Annotated in this window: 10 protein-coding genes and 3 pseudogenes; 3 read left to right on the top strand and 10 right to left on the bottom strand. The window is 36.0% G+C overall.

Annotation, left to right across the window (positions count from 1 at the left end; translation table 11 throughout):
* Positions 1-14: 14 nt before the first annotated feature.
* From JF73_RS00145 to JF73_RS00120, 6 genes are all read right to left on the bottom strand, one after another.
* A complete protein-coding gene (locus JF73_RS00145) occupies positions 15-473 on the bottom strand; it encodes a hypothetical protein (protein ID WP_046326490.1) in 459 nt (152 codons plus the stop codon).
* Complete coding sequence (locus tag JF73_RS09460; RefSeq protein WP_046326489.1) at positions 460-675, bottom strand: helix-turn-helix transcriptional regulator; 216 nt, start codon at positions 673-675, stop codon at positions 460-462. Before JF73_RS09460 ends, JF73_RS00145 begins: the two co-directional genes overlap by 14 nt.
* A gap of 116 nt (positions 676-791) precedes the next feature.
* The gene (locus tag JF73_RS00135) at positions 792-1,748 is read right to left on the bottom strand and encodes an NAD(P)-dependent oxidoreductase (RefSeq protein ID WP_046326488.1); all 957 of its coding nucleotides are present in this window, start codon (positions 1,746-1,748) and stop codon (positions 792-794) included.
* A gap of 106 nt (positions 1,749-1,854) precedes the next feature.
* Positions 1,855-2,133 carry a hypothetical protein gene (locus JF73_RS00130; RefSeq protein WP_046326487.1) on the bottom strand — a complete coding sequence of 93 codons (279 nt, stop codon included), beginning with the start codon at positions 2,131-2,133 and terminating at the stop codon, positions 1,855-1,857.
* Between the two features lie 27 nt (positions 2,134-2,160).
* On the bottom strand, positions 2,161-2,376 hold the full coding sequence (locus tag JF73_RS00125; protein ID WP_046326486.1) for a hypothetical protein: 216 nt from the start codon (positions 2,374-2,376) through the stop codon (positions 2,161-2,163).
* Positions 2,377-2,504: 128 nt separating this feature from the next.
* On the bottom strand, positions 2,505-4,451 hold the full coding sequence (locus JF73_RS00120; RefSeq protein WP_046326485.1) for a M13-type metalloendopeptidase: 1,947 nt from the start codon (positions 4,449-4,451) through the stop codon (positions 2,505-2,507).
* A gap of 243 nt (positions 4,452-4,694) precedes the next feature.
* Here JF73_RS00120 and JF73_RS00115 point away from each other — a divergent pair, with 243 nt between their 5' ends.
* Positions 4,695-5,270, top strand: a complete 576-nt coding sequence (locus JF73_RS00115) for a hypothetical protein (protein WP_046326484.1) — start codon at positions 4,695-4,697, stop codon at positions 5,268-5,270.
* Between the two features lie 152 nt (positions 5,271-5,422).
* Here JF73_RS00115 and JF73_RS09455 read toward each other — a convergent pair.
* Positions 5,423-5,761, bottom strand: a pseudogene (locus JF73_RS09455) (IS30 family transposase); the annotation flags it as partial.
* A 502-nt stretch (positions 5,762-6,263) separates the two neighbouring features.
* On the opposite strand from JF73_RS09455, the gene JF73_RS09925 reads away from it, so the two are divergent.
* Entirely contained in the window at positions 6,264-6,353 is a 90-nt protein-coding gene (locus tag JF73_RS09925; RefSeq protein ID WP_081945396.1) for a putative holin-like toxin, read from the top strand.
* A 442-nt stretch (positions 6,354-6,795) separates the two neighbouring features.
* On the opposite strand, the gene JF73_RS00105 is transcribed toward JF73_RS09925, so the two are convergent.
* A complete protein-coding gene (locus JF73_RS00105; RefSeq protein WP_046326482.1) occupies positions 6,796-12,318 on the bottom strand; it encodes a S8 family serine peptidase in 5,523 nt (1,840 codons plus the stop codon).
* 283 nt (positions 12,319-12,601) lie between these two features.
* Between JF73_RS00105 and JF73_RS00100 the strand changes: the two genes are divergently transcribed.
* A complete protein-coding gene (locus tag JF73_RS00100) occupies positions 12,602-13,507 on the top strand; it encodes a peptidylprolyl isomerase PrsA (protein WP_046326481.1) in 906 nt (301 codons plus the stop codon).
* Between the two features lie 379 nt (positions 13,508-13,886).
* On the opposite strand, the pseudogene JF73_RS00095 reads toward JF73_RS00100, so the two are convergent.
* Positions 13,887-14,149 (bottom strand): annotated as a pseudogene (locus JF73_RS00095) (hypothetical protein).
* 312 nt (positions 14,150-14,461) lie between these two features.
* Positions 14,462-15,226: pseudogene (locus tag JF73_RS09900) on the bottom strand (ABC transporter ATP-binding protein); the annotation flags it as partial.
* Positions 15,227-15,251: the final 25 nt, after the last annotated feature.

Below are 15,251 nucleotides of genomic sequence, written 5' to 3'. Positions count from 1 at the left end.
CTTTTTTGCTGTTTTTAATTTCTAAACTCATTAGTAATACCTATAATTATCTCAATTAAAAATAGTATGTTCCACAATATAATTAAGGTACAGCATACAGTAGTCAAAACAAGTACCAAATCCGTAAAGCCTTGATTTTCATACATGAACGCCGCCCCAATTAGAAAAACCAGGCTCAAAATATAAATTAACCAGCTAGCTATTTTATACATTTGGTGATCAGTTTTCACTATAATAAACTCATCACGCTCATCTTCATCATCGATCTCTGCATCCTCAGTTTTAGCCTTATAAAAAAGATAAACAGCAACACTAATAGCAAAAACTGCATAAATAATATTTTTCGGTATACTGTTTTGCCTTTGGTGCTGCAGAACTGCTAAACTGATCAGTACCAACTCAAGAAGTGCTAATAATACAAAAAAACACGCTGCGCAATAATATTTGATCTTTCTTTTCTTATTCTTTTTCATTTTCTAAGTACTCCTCTAAACAAAACAGGGTTGCAATATCAGTTCTAAAAACTTGCGCTAGTTTATACGCCAAGATAAGTGAGGGCTTATATTTCCCCTTTTCTACTGAGATAATCGTTCGTTCAGTGACACCCACTTTAAGAGCGAGTTCACGCTGCGTTAAGTGCAGCTTTTTCCTATTTTCCTTAACTAAATTTTTGATAATCTCACCTTCTTAACAATATGAAGTTAGCTTCATGTAGTTAACTTCATATTTTATTACAGTAAAAGAAAAAAGCCAAGCAAAACTTGGCTTTTAATTGTTAATAATTATAGTAATTATTTATTTACCTGATTTATCAATCTGTGATCTCGGAAATAGGAAATGAGGTTCTGAGCAGCTTCAGCAGTAACAGACGTGCGCGCTTCTTGGGTTCCTGCACCCGCGTGCGGTGATAAAACTACATTGTCTAAAGCACGCAAAGCTGATGGTACTTCCGGTTCAGTTTCATAGACGTCTAAACCTGCCCCGGCAATATCTCCGTTTTGCAATGCGGCAATCAAATCAGTTTGTTTAATCAATTTACCCCGAGCAGCATTGATGATATAAGCTGTCTTTTTCATTTGCTGGAAAACTTGTTTGTTGAAAACGCCAGTTGTAGCAGGTGTTGCAGGAGCATGCAAGGTTATTACATCTGCTGTTTTGACTAGAGTAGCAAAATCGACATAATTAACTTTCATTTTTGCTTCTTTTTCAGAACTTAGCTGGTGCCTATTATGGTAAATGACTTTCATGCTAAAGACTTGCGCGTATTTTGCTACCTGAGAGCCAATGCGTCCCATACCATAGATGCCAAGTGTTTTTCCTTGAAGTCCCGTACCCATATTTTCTGGTTTGGAAACACTAACCCATTTCCCTTCACGAATGGTTTTATCATAAAAATGCAAACGCCGAACAGTTGCTAGAATTAGGGCAAAAGTCATTTCGGCAGTAGGAATCAGAACGCTTTGGGGACAGTTAGTCACCACGATCTTTTTCTGTTTAGCATATTCAATATCTATGTGGTCAAAGCCAACACCAATAGCAGTAATAATTTTTAAATTGGTGCCCGCATCAATCAGTTCCCGATCGCCCTGCAGCCCCATAAGTATGAGCCCATCATATTCTGGTAAATGAGCTAAAACCCAATCTCTGCCAGCTTTTTCTGGCTTACAGTCTACTGTAAAATTCTTTCTTAACTCAGCTAAACCAGCTTCTGGGACAACTCCAGTTACCAAAATTTTTATCTTACTCATCATCTAACCCTCCTTTTCTTAACAGCGCGAGTCTTCTATTAGTTTTCAGGTGAACGCATTTTAGTTTTCTGTATTTTAACGCCTTAATTCATTATTAATATAAAAGTTAATTATACTTTAGTAATAACTTACATGCAAAATACCCAGTAAGATTTAAGCGTACCGGGTATTCTGCTTTTTTAGGTTCTTTTGCGTGCTCAACTTTTGTAAAAATAATTACTGGATTAGCAATAGCCAATTTAGCGGTGCTTTGCCAAAAATAGTCATTTTCATTTGCTTCTTCATCAAAGTGGATGTTACTTTTTACAGTTATTGCCCCCAAAAAGTTATTGGTGCAGGAGAAAATGTCAATTGTCTTTGCAGATTGCCTACTCAGTTTGCCCAATCTTAGTCGCACAAGTTTATTTATGTCTTATTTATTTCTGGTCAATCTTAAAATTACACTGACTGCCGTTACCGCAATAGCAGCTACAATTAACCAGCCAAAAGCATTTTGCGGTCTATTATGTGTTATAACCGGTCCCATGCTCCACACCTGATTGTTAGCGACGGCCATAACAAAAATACCAATCACGACAACCCACAAAATAATCGCTAATATAGTAGTTAGTCTTTGAATATTTTTCATTATTATTTTCTCCTGCCTAAAAAATTATTTTACTATTTTTCTAGCATCACGTGCTGGACTTATATCTGTTTTAGCACAAAGCAGGAATTAATTTTCTTAAAAAAATACTTAATTTATAGTGTCAAATTTTACCAGACTTGTACACGCTTATCTGGATCAAGCCACATACCATCATCCTGGTTAACATTGAAAGCTTGATAAAACTCATCTTGACATTGCACCTGCACATTTGCTCGAGCCTGAGAAAGTGCATGAACATCTGACGCAGCAATTAATTGCCAAAATTCGGGCTTAGCGTTTGTTGCCCAAATCCGCGCATAGTTTTCAAATAAAATTTTGGCGTCTCCCCCTTCTTGCTTGTTAGCTGCAACGGCTACTGTTAGACCACCCTGATCCCCAATATTTTCCGAAACTGTCAATTTACCGTTGACTTTGCTTGTACCAACTTCAACGCCATCAAACAGCTTAATTTCGGCTTTGATTCGTTTATTAAATGCGGCATAATCCTCATCAGTCCACCAGTTTTTCATATTACCTAATTCATCAAACTGTGCCCCGTTGTTATCAAACGCATGTGAAATTTCATGTCCTACCACTGCGCCAAAACCGCCATAATTAGCTGCACGATCTTGGTGTAAGTCATAAAAAGGCTTTTGTAATAACAGTGCTGGGAAAGTAATGTCATTACTTTGCGGATTATAACAAGCATTGGCTTCTACTGCTGACATTTCCCAAAGTGAATTATCAACTGGTCTGTTAACATCTGCAAAGTTAGCCCTAAGTTTAACTTGATTATTGGCTTTAATATTGCTGTATAAGCTGCCACCTGCTAAAGCTGCTGTTACTTTGAACTCATCATAAAATCTTTGAACATGCTCTGGATAAGCGATTTTTAAGACTAAAGTATCTAGCTTCTTTAATGCCTTTTTCTTAGTGGTATCTGACAGCCAAGAATTGTTTTTTAAATGGTCTTGATAAACCGCAATCATATTTTTAACTATTTTAGTAGCATCGGCTTTGGCTTCAGCGCCCAAGTATTCTTTGCCATAATACTGACCAATAACATCACCAAACATTGCAATTGTTTGGTCATACGCAAAACGCTCATCTGCAGCTAAAGAATCTATGCCGTACATTGCTTTTCTTAGTGGTAATCTTGCTTTCCGAAATTCACGTGACAAATACCGCGCTGCTTGATTAATAAAATGACCGATTAGCCAACCCTTTAATTCGAAGAAATGTTTTTCATTAAACAATTCATCAAATTTATCTAAATAACCTGGTTCAGTAACATTAACTTTCTTAGTGGTCTCAAGACCAGTTTCTTTCAGTAAATCAGCTAAATGAATATTTTTACTCTGGTTTGTAAATTCTGCCACACTCAGAGGGTGATATATGTTTTCAATTTCAGAGTTATATTCTGCTGATTGATAAACCTGCGCCAAACGCTGGTCCAGCTTAACTGCACCGTTAGCGTATTGTTCTGCTTCAGCCTGCTTAACGCCACTCATTGCCAATAGATTAGCGGTTTGCTTTTGCCAAACGCCAAGCAGATTAGTGGTTTTTTCATTACCATAATAACTGGTATCAGCCAAAATCAAATTTTGGCGGTAAAAAGTGACAATATTCAACTGTGCATTTTTGAAATCTGGCTCCACTTCAAATTTGAACGGCAAGTTATCCATTAGCAACAGTTTCGTCAAATTCTCATTGACATCAGCTAAATTATTGAGGCTGGTTAAAAAGGCTAAATCTCTCTTAATTGGGGCTGCACCTTCGGCTGTTCTTTTTTGCTCGTCTTTAGCTACCCGGTAAAACTCTACCGCTTTATTAAAATTTTTAATGTGCGGAATTGGCTTTTGCCCGCTTAAAAAACCAGTAAAATCTTTTACTAAGTTTTTGCGAGTCTGCTTCTCTGCCACGCTAAAGCCATCAATGATTGGTCTACCGGCAGGAACAGGGTTTTCTTGCAGCCATTTTGAATTAACCGCTAAATAAAGGTTATCTTGCTCACGAATATTTACATCAGGTTTAGTAGAATCGCCAAAGCCACCACGAATATTAAATTTAGTCATTTGTTTTTCTCCTTATTTTTAATTTTTTATTAGCTTAATGTTACATTCAGATAGAAAAGCAAAGAGGAAATTGTCGTATTCGACATTTCTAATTTTTCGTTATGGTAGTTTTTAAAAAGATTGGGCGCTATGCTGCTAAAGTTAGACATCTTGCCAAATATTTTCGTCATTACTATTAATTTGGTTCATACTAGTGATTAGTAGTATATAATACAATTTAGTAGTAAAAATAGGAGAAAGAAAATGAAACTAAAGAAAAGAATTTTCACAATATTGGCATTAATCGCTGTAGCTATTGGCGTCGGAAGTGTATGTAACACTCCAAATACTGCTCAAGCAAAAGGAGTTCCTACTGTTTTTCCTAAGAATATGCGCGGAACTTGGTACCAGTATTATACTGACGGAGTTGAGAAAGATCTTAGTAAAGTAAAAATAACTAAAACAACGTATATTTTAGGTGAATATACACCTAAAGTAATACATAAATATATACCACATGATAAACCGGATTTTGAAAGAGCTGATTGGATATTCATCCCCGGTTATCAGAAACAAAGAGGTATTACTTGGTTAAATGTAAAGCAATGGAACGAACCTGCTGGCATCGGTATACCAGATACTGGTGATGATGGTGAAGACGGCGGCTGGGGTGAAAATGGCGGTGAATTTTTCAACGTCTCCAAACTTAAGGGCCACCAGGTATTATCAATTGCAAACACGATTGATGGAACAAGTATACATAATACGTCTCACTGGTATCGCTCAGTTAAACTTGCTAAAAAGTTGAACAAGCGCCACTATAAAGGATTTTTATATTAGTAAAAGCTTTTTTAAAAATAGGAATTAGAACAATAAAAGGCAGATAGTTCACTTAACTATCTGCCTTTACCTTACTATATTGTGATCTTAGCAACTTAACTAGAAACTTTATTTTTTCTTTTCTTGAAAATTGCAATTTTAAGTTGAACACTCTACTTGATCTGATAGTTGCAATCTAATCTTCTTTCATATAATTCATCGGGTGTGTGGTAGGCTAAGATCTTGCGGGGCAGGTTATTGCACCAGTCCTCAATGCCATAGATTTGCCTTAAGTCATAATCCTTGATGGACTGACCTTTAGGAATGAAGCGCCGGATTAGCCGGTTGTGCCGCTCAACCCCGCCCTTCTCACAAGAAGTATAAGCGTGCGCTTAGTAAACCAGCGTCTGCGCTGCTTGTTCTAACTGGGCTAGATCCGCAAACTCAGAACCATTATCGGTGGTAATGGTCTTAAAAACTTCGTGCCAGTGCTCCTGGTATTGGCTGCGTAAAACTTGGATAATTATGCGGTCTTGCAAAGCAAGATGTTGGCCTTTTTGGTGAGTAGATATGGTAAAATTAAGGGAGTTCATTGGTAACTTCTTTCTATAATTGATTGGGTTAATTACATTCTATCAGAGAAGTCCAATGGACTTTTTTCATTTTCTAATCAGGGCAAGTGTTCAACTTCATTTTACAATTTATCCTAAAATAAAATTAAGCTAAAAAATCAATATAAAAATGACAGCCTTTTTAGACTGTCATTTTTATATTATTCGCTCCTAGTTTACTTGAGTTTGACTCAATTTTAGCTTACAAATATCCTTAAAATAGTATAAATAATCAAAATGAGTCATTGATTTGGCAATAGTACTTTATAGTTATTCAATATGCAAACAGTATTTGTTATAATTAATTTAGAATTCAAGCAAATTGTTTTGAGGGCGGTTGGCTGTTGATCCGGAAAGGAGATGGTGCCTATGGCACGAAATCTTTTAGAAAGAGAAGCAGTTAATGAGCGTTTACCAGGCATTACAAATAATGTTGGCATTCGCCACGTTTATTATTGTGTTGTTGGATTATATCAATAATCACAAGAAATAAAAAAGACCGTCCCAATAATACTTTAGCAAGTTGGGGATAGTCTTCTATCTCTCACACAGCTAACCGCCTTTAGAGCGGCTGCTTGTTTTCAAAGAGGTCTTGTTAGCGCAAGGCCTCTTTTCTTTACAATTACATTATATCATGACTGAATTAATTTTGCACAATGTGCTAAGTAGTGATTGCGACTAGCTCTGTCCAGCTCCTGATCGCCATGCGATCAATGCCGTCTTCTTTGCTTAAGCCAGTCCATGAATTTTGGCGTGTTAGATACTTACAAACAACTTCAATTTTAAAGTAGTCAAATATTTAGTCATAAAAAAGTGCTCCTAATAGTCAGGCTATTGACTAACTATTATGGAGCACTTTAGAATTTTGATCGTCTTTTAAAATCTAGAAACTATTTTTAGATAAGTTTTATATGATAAGGCTCGTTATGGATCAACTATTTTACAAGATCAACTTTATAAAAGTTTACGCTCTTGATGTATTTACCTTGGCCAACTCTATAAGCTGTCTTCTTGTACTTCTTTAAAGCCTTATATTGATCACCGTAGAAAGTCACAGTTGTACCCTTCTTGAGAATCTTACGTGATGCCTTTTTACCATTAGACTTGTAAACGTAAGAGTTTCTCTTCAACTTAGCCCTGGTACCAGTAACATTTCTTACACGAACATATTCATCCTTATCCACTACCTTATAGAAATGTTGACCATTAAATGTATAAACCTTTAGCTTATCATTTTCAACTACAAAGTTAAGGAAGCTATATGCTTTGGCAGTCTTAGAGGTCTTCTTAATGTCCTTAGTGTAAAGAACGGACTTGAACATTACCTTAGTTGATTTACCCTCTTCTTTGGCACCCTTATTTTCCTCATTAGCCTTATTCTTATCTGAAACAGTTGTATTTGCACTTGCTTGTGAACTAGAATTATTAGAGCTTGGAGTGACATTAGTTGACGGAATTGATTCAGTACTCTTAACAGTTAATCCTTTTTCTGCTTTAGCTAATGCATCAGTTGCAGCCTGAACATTTTCCAATGTAGCATTCTGATCTGCTAAGACTTCCTTAGCCTTGTTTAAAGCTTCTTCATAAGCCTTCTTAGACTCATCAGTATAGCCACTCAAGTCCTTCTTTTCGCCAGCAGCAACACTTGCTTGAAGCTTTTCTTTAGCATCGGATAAATTCTTGTCATCTGCATTAGGTTCAGTTTTTTCATTAAGATCCTTAACCTCTACAGATTTCACATCAGATTCATTGCCATATTTATCAACTGTCTTGAATTCAACAGTTCCATTTTCAGTGACTTTGAGTCCGTCAGCTGGCACATCCTTGAATGTCTTGCCAGCATCAACACTGTAAACTACCGTTGCATCAAGTTCCTTGGTAGTAGCTTCAATGATAGCAGACTTGCCATCTTTTGCTACGGTTTGCTTAATATCAGGCTCATCTAAGACCTTTTCTGGTTCATAGTAAACAACTAAAGCTTGAGTAGTTTCATTGCCCTGAGAATCAGTTACTTTAATATTAAAAGTATTTTTACCCTGCTTCAATTCAACTTCATGCTTAAAGTCCTTCTTGAAGACTTCCTCGCTGTGAAAATCTACATCACCCCAGGCAGATTCAATGTTATTATCATTGATAGATAGATCATAGAACTTGTAGTCATCAGTGACAGTACCAGAAATTGTATATTTATCCTTGTTAGTGTAGACAGGACCATCATTATCTAGGGCTAAAACAGGTGATTCCGCATCTACATAGAAGCTTAGTCTCTCTTGAGTAGTTTCTCTAACAGTTGAATCACCAATCAAAGCAGATACAATTTTAGCACCGTGAGTACCAACATTTAAAGTTACTTCAAATGTCTGATCAGAATTGATCTTGACGTTCTTACCATCGATTTGCAAAGTAGTAGTTGGTCTCTTTACCTTACCAGTAATAGTCAACTCGCCAGTTTTAGGGTCATAGTTTTTGGCATCAGCACTAACGTAGTTGGTACCCCATCTGATGCCGTCATCGAATGTAACGTCACTACTTTCTACAGTTGTTTTACCACGATCACTAGACTTAACTTTTTGTTCAACACTGGATGAATTACCATCTTCATCAGTTGCCACAATATTAAAGTCATTTTCACCAAAGCTTACTGCTAAATCAGTAGAAAAGGTATGATCATCATTCAGATCAACTGCTATGTCATCTTTGCCATCTTGCTTAATTACTAATGACTTAGTATCAGCACTGACCTTTCCTGAAAGCTTAACAGTATCTTCAGAGGTTTGTGCCAATTCAGCTGTTGAATCCTTGCTTACATCGTAAGTATCAATCTTATCAACGGTTAAGCTTTCAACCTTAGCTGGGACAAGACTAACTGTAATTTCTTTTTCTTTAATGACGGTCTTATGGTCAGCATCAGCATAGAGGGTAACCGTTGTGTTGTAATCATCGTTAGTAAGAGGAAGCTTAGCAACAAATGTCTTGTCATCATCACTTTCGATATCTAAGTCGTGGGTCTTGCCATACTTATCAGTATAAGTACCATATACCTTGCTTGGATAAGTGCCTAAAAAGATAAAGGATCCAGTGGCAGAGTAGTAGTTTTTAGTTGTTGAGGAAATCTTATCTGGTAAACCGCCATCTCTAAGAACCAGGCCAAAGCCGGTTTCACCTGGCTTATTGCTTTTACCTGAAGCAGTTCCTGCATTTGAAGCATTATCAAATAATGCTACAACAAAGTCATTACTACCTGCTTGTAAAGTTTTTATCTGTTCAGGAGATAAGACGATTTCAACCCTTTGGAAGCCATCCTTGTCTGTCTTAGCAGTTGGATCATATGCTAATTGACTGATGACACCGTTTACAGAAACATTTGCGTCACCACTCAAGCCGCTAAGATCATCCTTAGCTTCGGCAGACAAGTAGTAGCGCGTCTTTTCTTGGCCATTGTCATCCTTTTCTGTACTTGATTCTAGCTTGAGGTTCTTTAATACCGGTTTAACACTGTCTACCTTAACGGGCATATCGTAATGCTGCTCTGTATTTGTGCCATCAACAGTAGCAGAGATTCTGTAAGTGTATGTTCCATCAGGTACTTTAACTGTCTTATTAGCTTGTTGGTCAAAGTACGTGCCATCCCATTCAGGAGCTTCATTAAAGTAATTGTATGTTTGAGCTGGTGCATAGTAGTATGACTTAGTGGCATTACTCAATGAAGCTAAAGTATTAATTACTTTACCATCTTTATCCAAAATTTGAGCCTTAACGTTATTAGCATTTCTGTATAAGTAATAAGTTGGTTTAAACCATTGGAATTGAGCATGATCCGCTGTAGAAATTGCAAATTTTGAAGAATCAAGTGCAACATTACCGTTATCATCGATGCCTAAGCCCGGGTTAGCACTATCATAATCATTACCAACGGTTACAAAAGTTCCCAAGATATTATTGTATGGTTGGAATACGTCTGGATCATTTAGGCTAGCAAAAATTGGCAGGTCTGAACTTGCCCAGTCGCCAAAGAATCCCATGTATGGTAAGCGTAATTGTGAACTATCTGATCCATTAAAGGTCAGGAATCCTTCAACATACTGATTTTCTTTAAAATCAGTCGGTAGTGTTAATGTAATAGTAAGTTCCTTAGTTGAATTTGCAGGTATAACTATATCACCATCAGCTTGAACTGAAGCACCATCGATTTGCTTGTCATACAAAACTGAACCACTATCAGTAGCAGAAGTATAAACACCTGATTCTTTACCATTATTGGCTAACTTATAAGTTAAATCCTTATTGGTTCTATTGATAAACTTAACTTGAAATTTAAGATTTCTATCTGTGAAGCTCTTAAGCTCAACACCTGGATAGCCGTTGCTACCAACAACGGTTGAAGGATTTTTAACTAATGCCTGAATAGCAGCTTGTGCATTGATGAATCCTGCACCTTGTCTACGAGGTGAAACAATCACATTATCATGACTAACATCAGGTTGAATACTTGCAGTATTCATTTCCAAAGTTTTGATAAATGCTGTTCTTTCATCTGGACTCATTTTTTGATAAATTTCATAGAAAGAACCCTTTTTATCATTCATTGCTTGACTAGCAAGTGCTTGTGTACCAGCAATAAACGGAGAGGCCATAGAAGTACCTGACATGTTAGTATAGCCATTATTGTTTTGAGTAGACCAAAGATTTCCACCTGGTGCTGAGATATCTGGCTTAAAGGCCAAATTAGAAACAGGACCATATGAAGTAAAGCTGGACATTAAATCAGTCTTAAGGGCTGAATTATCTAATGGCTGGACAGCAATGCTTACCTTTAATGCTTCATCAGGATGTTTATCAACATATTCTACTAACTTGCTTCCAGCATCCCCTGATAATCCAACAGTAGGGAATCCAGCATTAAGCTGTATGTTAGTTAATGCACCAGCTTGATTATTAACAATAACTAAACCCGCAGCCCCAGCTTCTTGTGCAAACTTTTGTTTATCTGTAAAAGCAAGGGTCCCACGCTTAACAATGGCAATTTTACCCTTAACATCAGATGTATATTGATTTGCAGAACCTAGACCTAATTGTCCATTTTTATCTTTAACAACGTAGAATTGCTTGTCATTAAAGAATGAACGATCGGTACCTGCTGAAAGTTGTGTAGTTTCTGGACCTGCTACTACAGTTTTACCATCAGCTGAAGTAAAAGTTATACCATCAGTAGTAACTTTACTATTCTCCGTTGATGCTACCGTTGTGGCAGTTCTGGCAGTACCCGGACTGCCTATAGTTTCCATGTCTGGATTGCCATAATATGCCTTGTTGTTGCCATCAGCCTTTGAGTTTGAGGTCCCGGAGTTACCAGCAGAAATTACAGCGGCAGTACCTGTCTTAGTGGCACGGTCAACAGCAGCAATTTCTGGATCATCATCAGTTTGCTGACCAGAAGTAGAACCTAGAGACATGTTCAAAACATCAGCACCAAGTTTAGCTGAATCATCAATTGCTCCAATGATGTTAGTAGAATCAGTAGTAGCAGAACTAGCTGAATTAGAAAAGGCTTTCATTGCTAACAATTGCGCTTCTGGAGCAACACCTACAACCGAATTAACAGAATCTGAAGTACCATTGGCAGCTACGATACCCGCAACGTGCATACCGTGTTGTTGACTAGAATTATTATCAGTAATATTGTCATTGTTATCTGAATAATTATGACCATATGGGACCTTTTCAGTAAAGTAGTGCCCATAACCAGCTTGTTTAATGAAGGCAGCAACCTTTGCTCTAGTTAATTTCGCTTTAGATTCATCACTCAACCGTAAATCCTTATGATTAGGATCAATACCTGTATCGATGATAGAAACTACAGTGCCTTCACCTTTGTATTTATAATTATTCCAAACTGCTGAAACATTGGCCATATCATCAGCTGAAGAGTCATTAGCATAGTATACTTTTGCCAAAGTTACTGATTTAACGCCTGGAATGGCTCTTAATTTTTGAATATCTTTAACCTTTGCTTTAGTAGCAAAACCGTTAACTACATAACCATAGCTTTTGCCAATTGCTTGGTTGGTAATTGCCTTTACTTTTGCTTTAACTGAACCCTGTTGTGCAATTACTTCTTTTGTAGCCTGTTCAATTTCTGCACTACTTGAATTTGTGCTTACTGAACCATTTGTAGCTGCAGGTGCAGCAGACAATTGAACAATTACATCAACATACACAGTTTGCTTTTCGTTAGAAGTTAAATGTTTAAGATTAACTCCTTTTGCAGCTAATTGCGCTTCAATTGCTTTGTTTGTTATGCCCACTGTAACTGATTCTGTTGCTTTAGAGCTGTTTGCAACAGTTTTTGTTTGACTGTCAACACTGGCTTTAACATGCTGTTCAGCATTAGAGAATACAGATACGACAGATAGTGCAGCAGCACAAACTAGCACTCCAACATACTTATTTTTTTTCATAGCTAGTCCCCCAACTTAATTAATAATAGTGTGTTTGCCTGATTAAATTAATAACATCATCAATTAATTAGATATTATATAGTATAAAATTAAAAATAACAAACGTTTTATTAAAATTGCTATTTTTAATTTCTTCTTTTTGTAATTTATGTGCTACTTTGCCTGCTATTGTAGTGGGCTCTAGTTTATTACTTGTTATTTTTGGTGATTTTATTGAATTAAAAGTTGCAATCTGTTTTAATATTTTTAATAATTAGATAACATTTTCATTGGAGGAGATAAAATGAATAAATTATTAAAAGGGATAATAGCTGCCGTAACTGGTATTTCCTTACTAATCTTAGCAGGCTGTTCAAAATCAAATAATGCAGAAGTTGCTCAATACGGAAAAGACAAGAAAATTACGCAACAAGAGTTTTATAAGGAACTCAAATCAGCTCCTTCAAGTAAAAATGTTTTAGCTAATTTGTTAATTTATGACGCTCTAAAAGCCCAATATGGCGAAAAGCTGAATTCTAGAGAAGTTACTCAGGAATACAATAACTATAAAGAGCGCTATGGCTCACAATTTGATGAATTTTTAGCACAAAATTCATACACTAAGTCATCTTTTAAGAGAATGATTCAAATTAACCTACTTAGTGAAATTGCATTGCGGTCTCAAATCAAACCCACAAGTAAACAATTAAAGGCAGAGTGGAAAACATATCAGCCGAAGATTACTGTGCAGCATATTTTAGTAACTAGTCAATCAACAGCTAAAGAAATTATCAATCAATTAGACAATGGTAAAAGTTTTTCAAGTTTAGTAAAAAAATATTCTGTAGATAGTTCTACCAGCACTAATGGCGGAAAATTAGCACCTTTTAATCAAGAAAATAAAAATTTGGATTCTACTTTCAAAAATGCTGCATATAAGCTTAAAAATCGTGAATATACCAACACCCCAGTAAAAGTTACTAATGGCTATGAGATAATAAAAATGATTAACCATCCAGCTAAAGGGAGTTTTGAAAACAATAAAGCAGAACTAACAAATAACCTTTATGCCAAATGGGCTGCAAATTCTACTGTTATGAGAAATGTAATCAGCCAAGTTTTGAAAGACCAAAACGTCAAAATTACAGACAAAGATTTAAAATCTGCACTAGATCAATACAAAGGATCTACAAAATCAGGGTTAAATTAAAATCTAATTGCTTATAAAATCAACTTGAATACTTATTAAAGAATCAAAGTTTCTTTAAATAACTCATCAATCAGTTCTCTATCATATGAACTGATTTTTCTTTTTCTCAAATAACTGTCTTATCACTAGTCGTGTAGCGTTTGTGAGTGACAACAATGCTTTTGGTACGCTTGTTACTAAAGCTGGGTATATCGAAAGACACAGCATCCTTGAATAACAAAAGGGTCTGGGAAAAAACTCTAACCTAACTAAAAAGGCTGACAACTCACGTCAATAAAACGTTGATTTGTCGGTCTTTTTAAATTGTAAATTTTTTAATTTAACTTCAAAGAGCACTTTTTCCCAGACTCTTACCTTACTATATTGTGATCTTAGCAACTTAACTAGAAAGTTTATTTTTTCTTTTCTTCAAAAAACGAGTTATTGCTGTATATATAGCAATGACCATAACTACAGATACATAAACTGTACCCAACATGATTTCTGTGAACCAAAAATCCTTTATCGCGCTTGCCTCATGGACTCCAAAAATCATTGTGCCAAAACTATAATATGCAGAAAAAGTGTGATCAAAATCAGTCCGACCACTATAATCAGTAATAAACTTGTTAGCCAATCTAAAAACTTTTTAATGGAATTCATATTGTCGCACCTTCCATTTCGCTTGCGTATATAGCCAATACTTGCCCAAACCAATTTAATTACAAGTTTATTGTTGCTTTAAGATTTTTCTTACTAAAAGTATTTTTTTACTGAATTACTTTGATTTTATCAAAAAGCACTTTTCAGACCAACCTGTATTTAGACATAAGCCTCTTTTTGTAAATTGTACATCTTACGATAATCAGCATTAGTTCTGATTAATTTTTCATGTGCATCAAAGCCCAGAACCCGACCATTTTGTAAAAAGAGAATCTTATCCGCATATTTCACGGCTGACAAGCACGAGGAAAAAGTGCTGATGCCCATCTGCTTTTTGTGGACTTGATCCACATCTTTTCTAGTATTCTGAAATAACGCAATATATTTTTTAATAACAGCCTGGAACATGTTAAATAATCTTATTTCTTTAGCGTCTTTACGATCTAAAAGTAACGAACTTAAATAATCCAGCTTTCTCGTATTTTTACTACGGGTGACCATTGTTTCAAAGGCTTCTTGTTGAATACGGTAATAGCTCAAACTTTGAGGAACCATGACTAACAGCAGTAAAACCACAATTCACCAATTATAGCGCGCCAAAAGAAACAGCATAAAAAGTAGAGTTAAAGCAGACTGGATTACTGCCACTCCAAACACGATCAAATTTGCTGGTCACCATGAAGCATCATCTTTTAACATCTTTAAATCACCATAGTAGGAGCTGTCATCAAAAATACTAAGAGACGGTAGATACTGGGATTTAGTCATTAGGCTGACATTAATAAAACCCGTTAATTTATCAGTTAAAATGCTCTGAACAGAAGTAGCTACAGGTGGCAATAACTGCGTCAAAGCGGTAGCTATAAGCCAAATTATTATACTAGCAACAAAATTTTGGTGATTGGAAACATCATTAATGACATTTTGCCCCGCATTGACTACAAAAACGGATGGAATTGCTTGAATAGGAGCCAATAAAAAAACAAAAGCAGTTAATATGCGAGCTGCCTTGAAAAATAATTTATAAGTTGATAAAAGCAGACCGAAGTAGTGCTGAAAAAAGTGTAACTTTTTCATAATTAACTACCCTTCTAATTTTCAA

This window comes from Lactobacillus helsingborgensis, assembly GCF_000970855.1.
Taxonomy (GTDB): Bacteria; Bacillota; Bacilli; order Lactobacillales; family Lactobacillaceae; genus Lactobacillus; species Lactobacillus helsingborgensis.
The sequence above is the reverse complement of the archived record's forward strand: the minus strand, read 5'-3'. Positions and strand labels throughout refer to the sequence as shown.

What these genes read in the sequence shown, in the direction of transcription:
- JF73_RS00145 (WP_046326490.1), bottom strand. Translation starts at nt 473, where the DNA reads ATGAAAAAGAATAAGAAAAGAAAGATCAAATATTATTGCGCAGCGTGT.
- JF73_RS00135 (WP_046326488.1), bottom strand. Translation starts at nt 1,748, where the DNA reads ATGAGTAAGATAAAAATTTTGGTAACTGGAGTTGTCCCAGAAGCTGGT.
- JF73_RS00125 (WP_046326486.1), bottom strand. Translation starts at nt 2,376, where the DNA reads ATGAAAAATATTCAAAGACTAACTACTATATTAGCGATTATTTTGTGG.
- JF73_RS00120 (WP_046326485.1), bottom strand. Translation starts at nt 4,451, where the DNA reads ATGACTAAATTTAATATTCGTGGTGGCTTTGGCGATTCTACTAAACCT.
- JF73_RS00115 (WP_046326484.1), top strand. Translation starts at nt 4,695, where the DNA reads ATGAAACTAAAGAAAAGAATTTTCACAATATTGGCATTAATCGCTGTA.
- JF73_RS09925 (WP_081945396.1), top strand. Translation starts at nt 6,264, where the DNA reads ATGAGCGTTTACCAGGCATTACAAATAATGTTGGCATTCGCCACGTTT.
- JF73_RS00105 (WP_046326482.1), bottom strand. Translation starts at nt 12,318, where the DNA reads ATGAAAAAAAATAAGTATGTTGGAGTGCTAGTTTGTGCTGCTGCACTA.
- JF73_RS00100 (WP_046326481.1), top strand. Translation starts at nt 12,602, where the DNA reads ATGAATAAATTATTAAAAGGGATAATAGCTGCCGTAACTGGTATTTCC.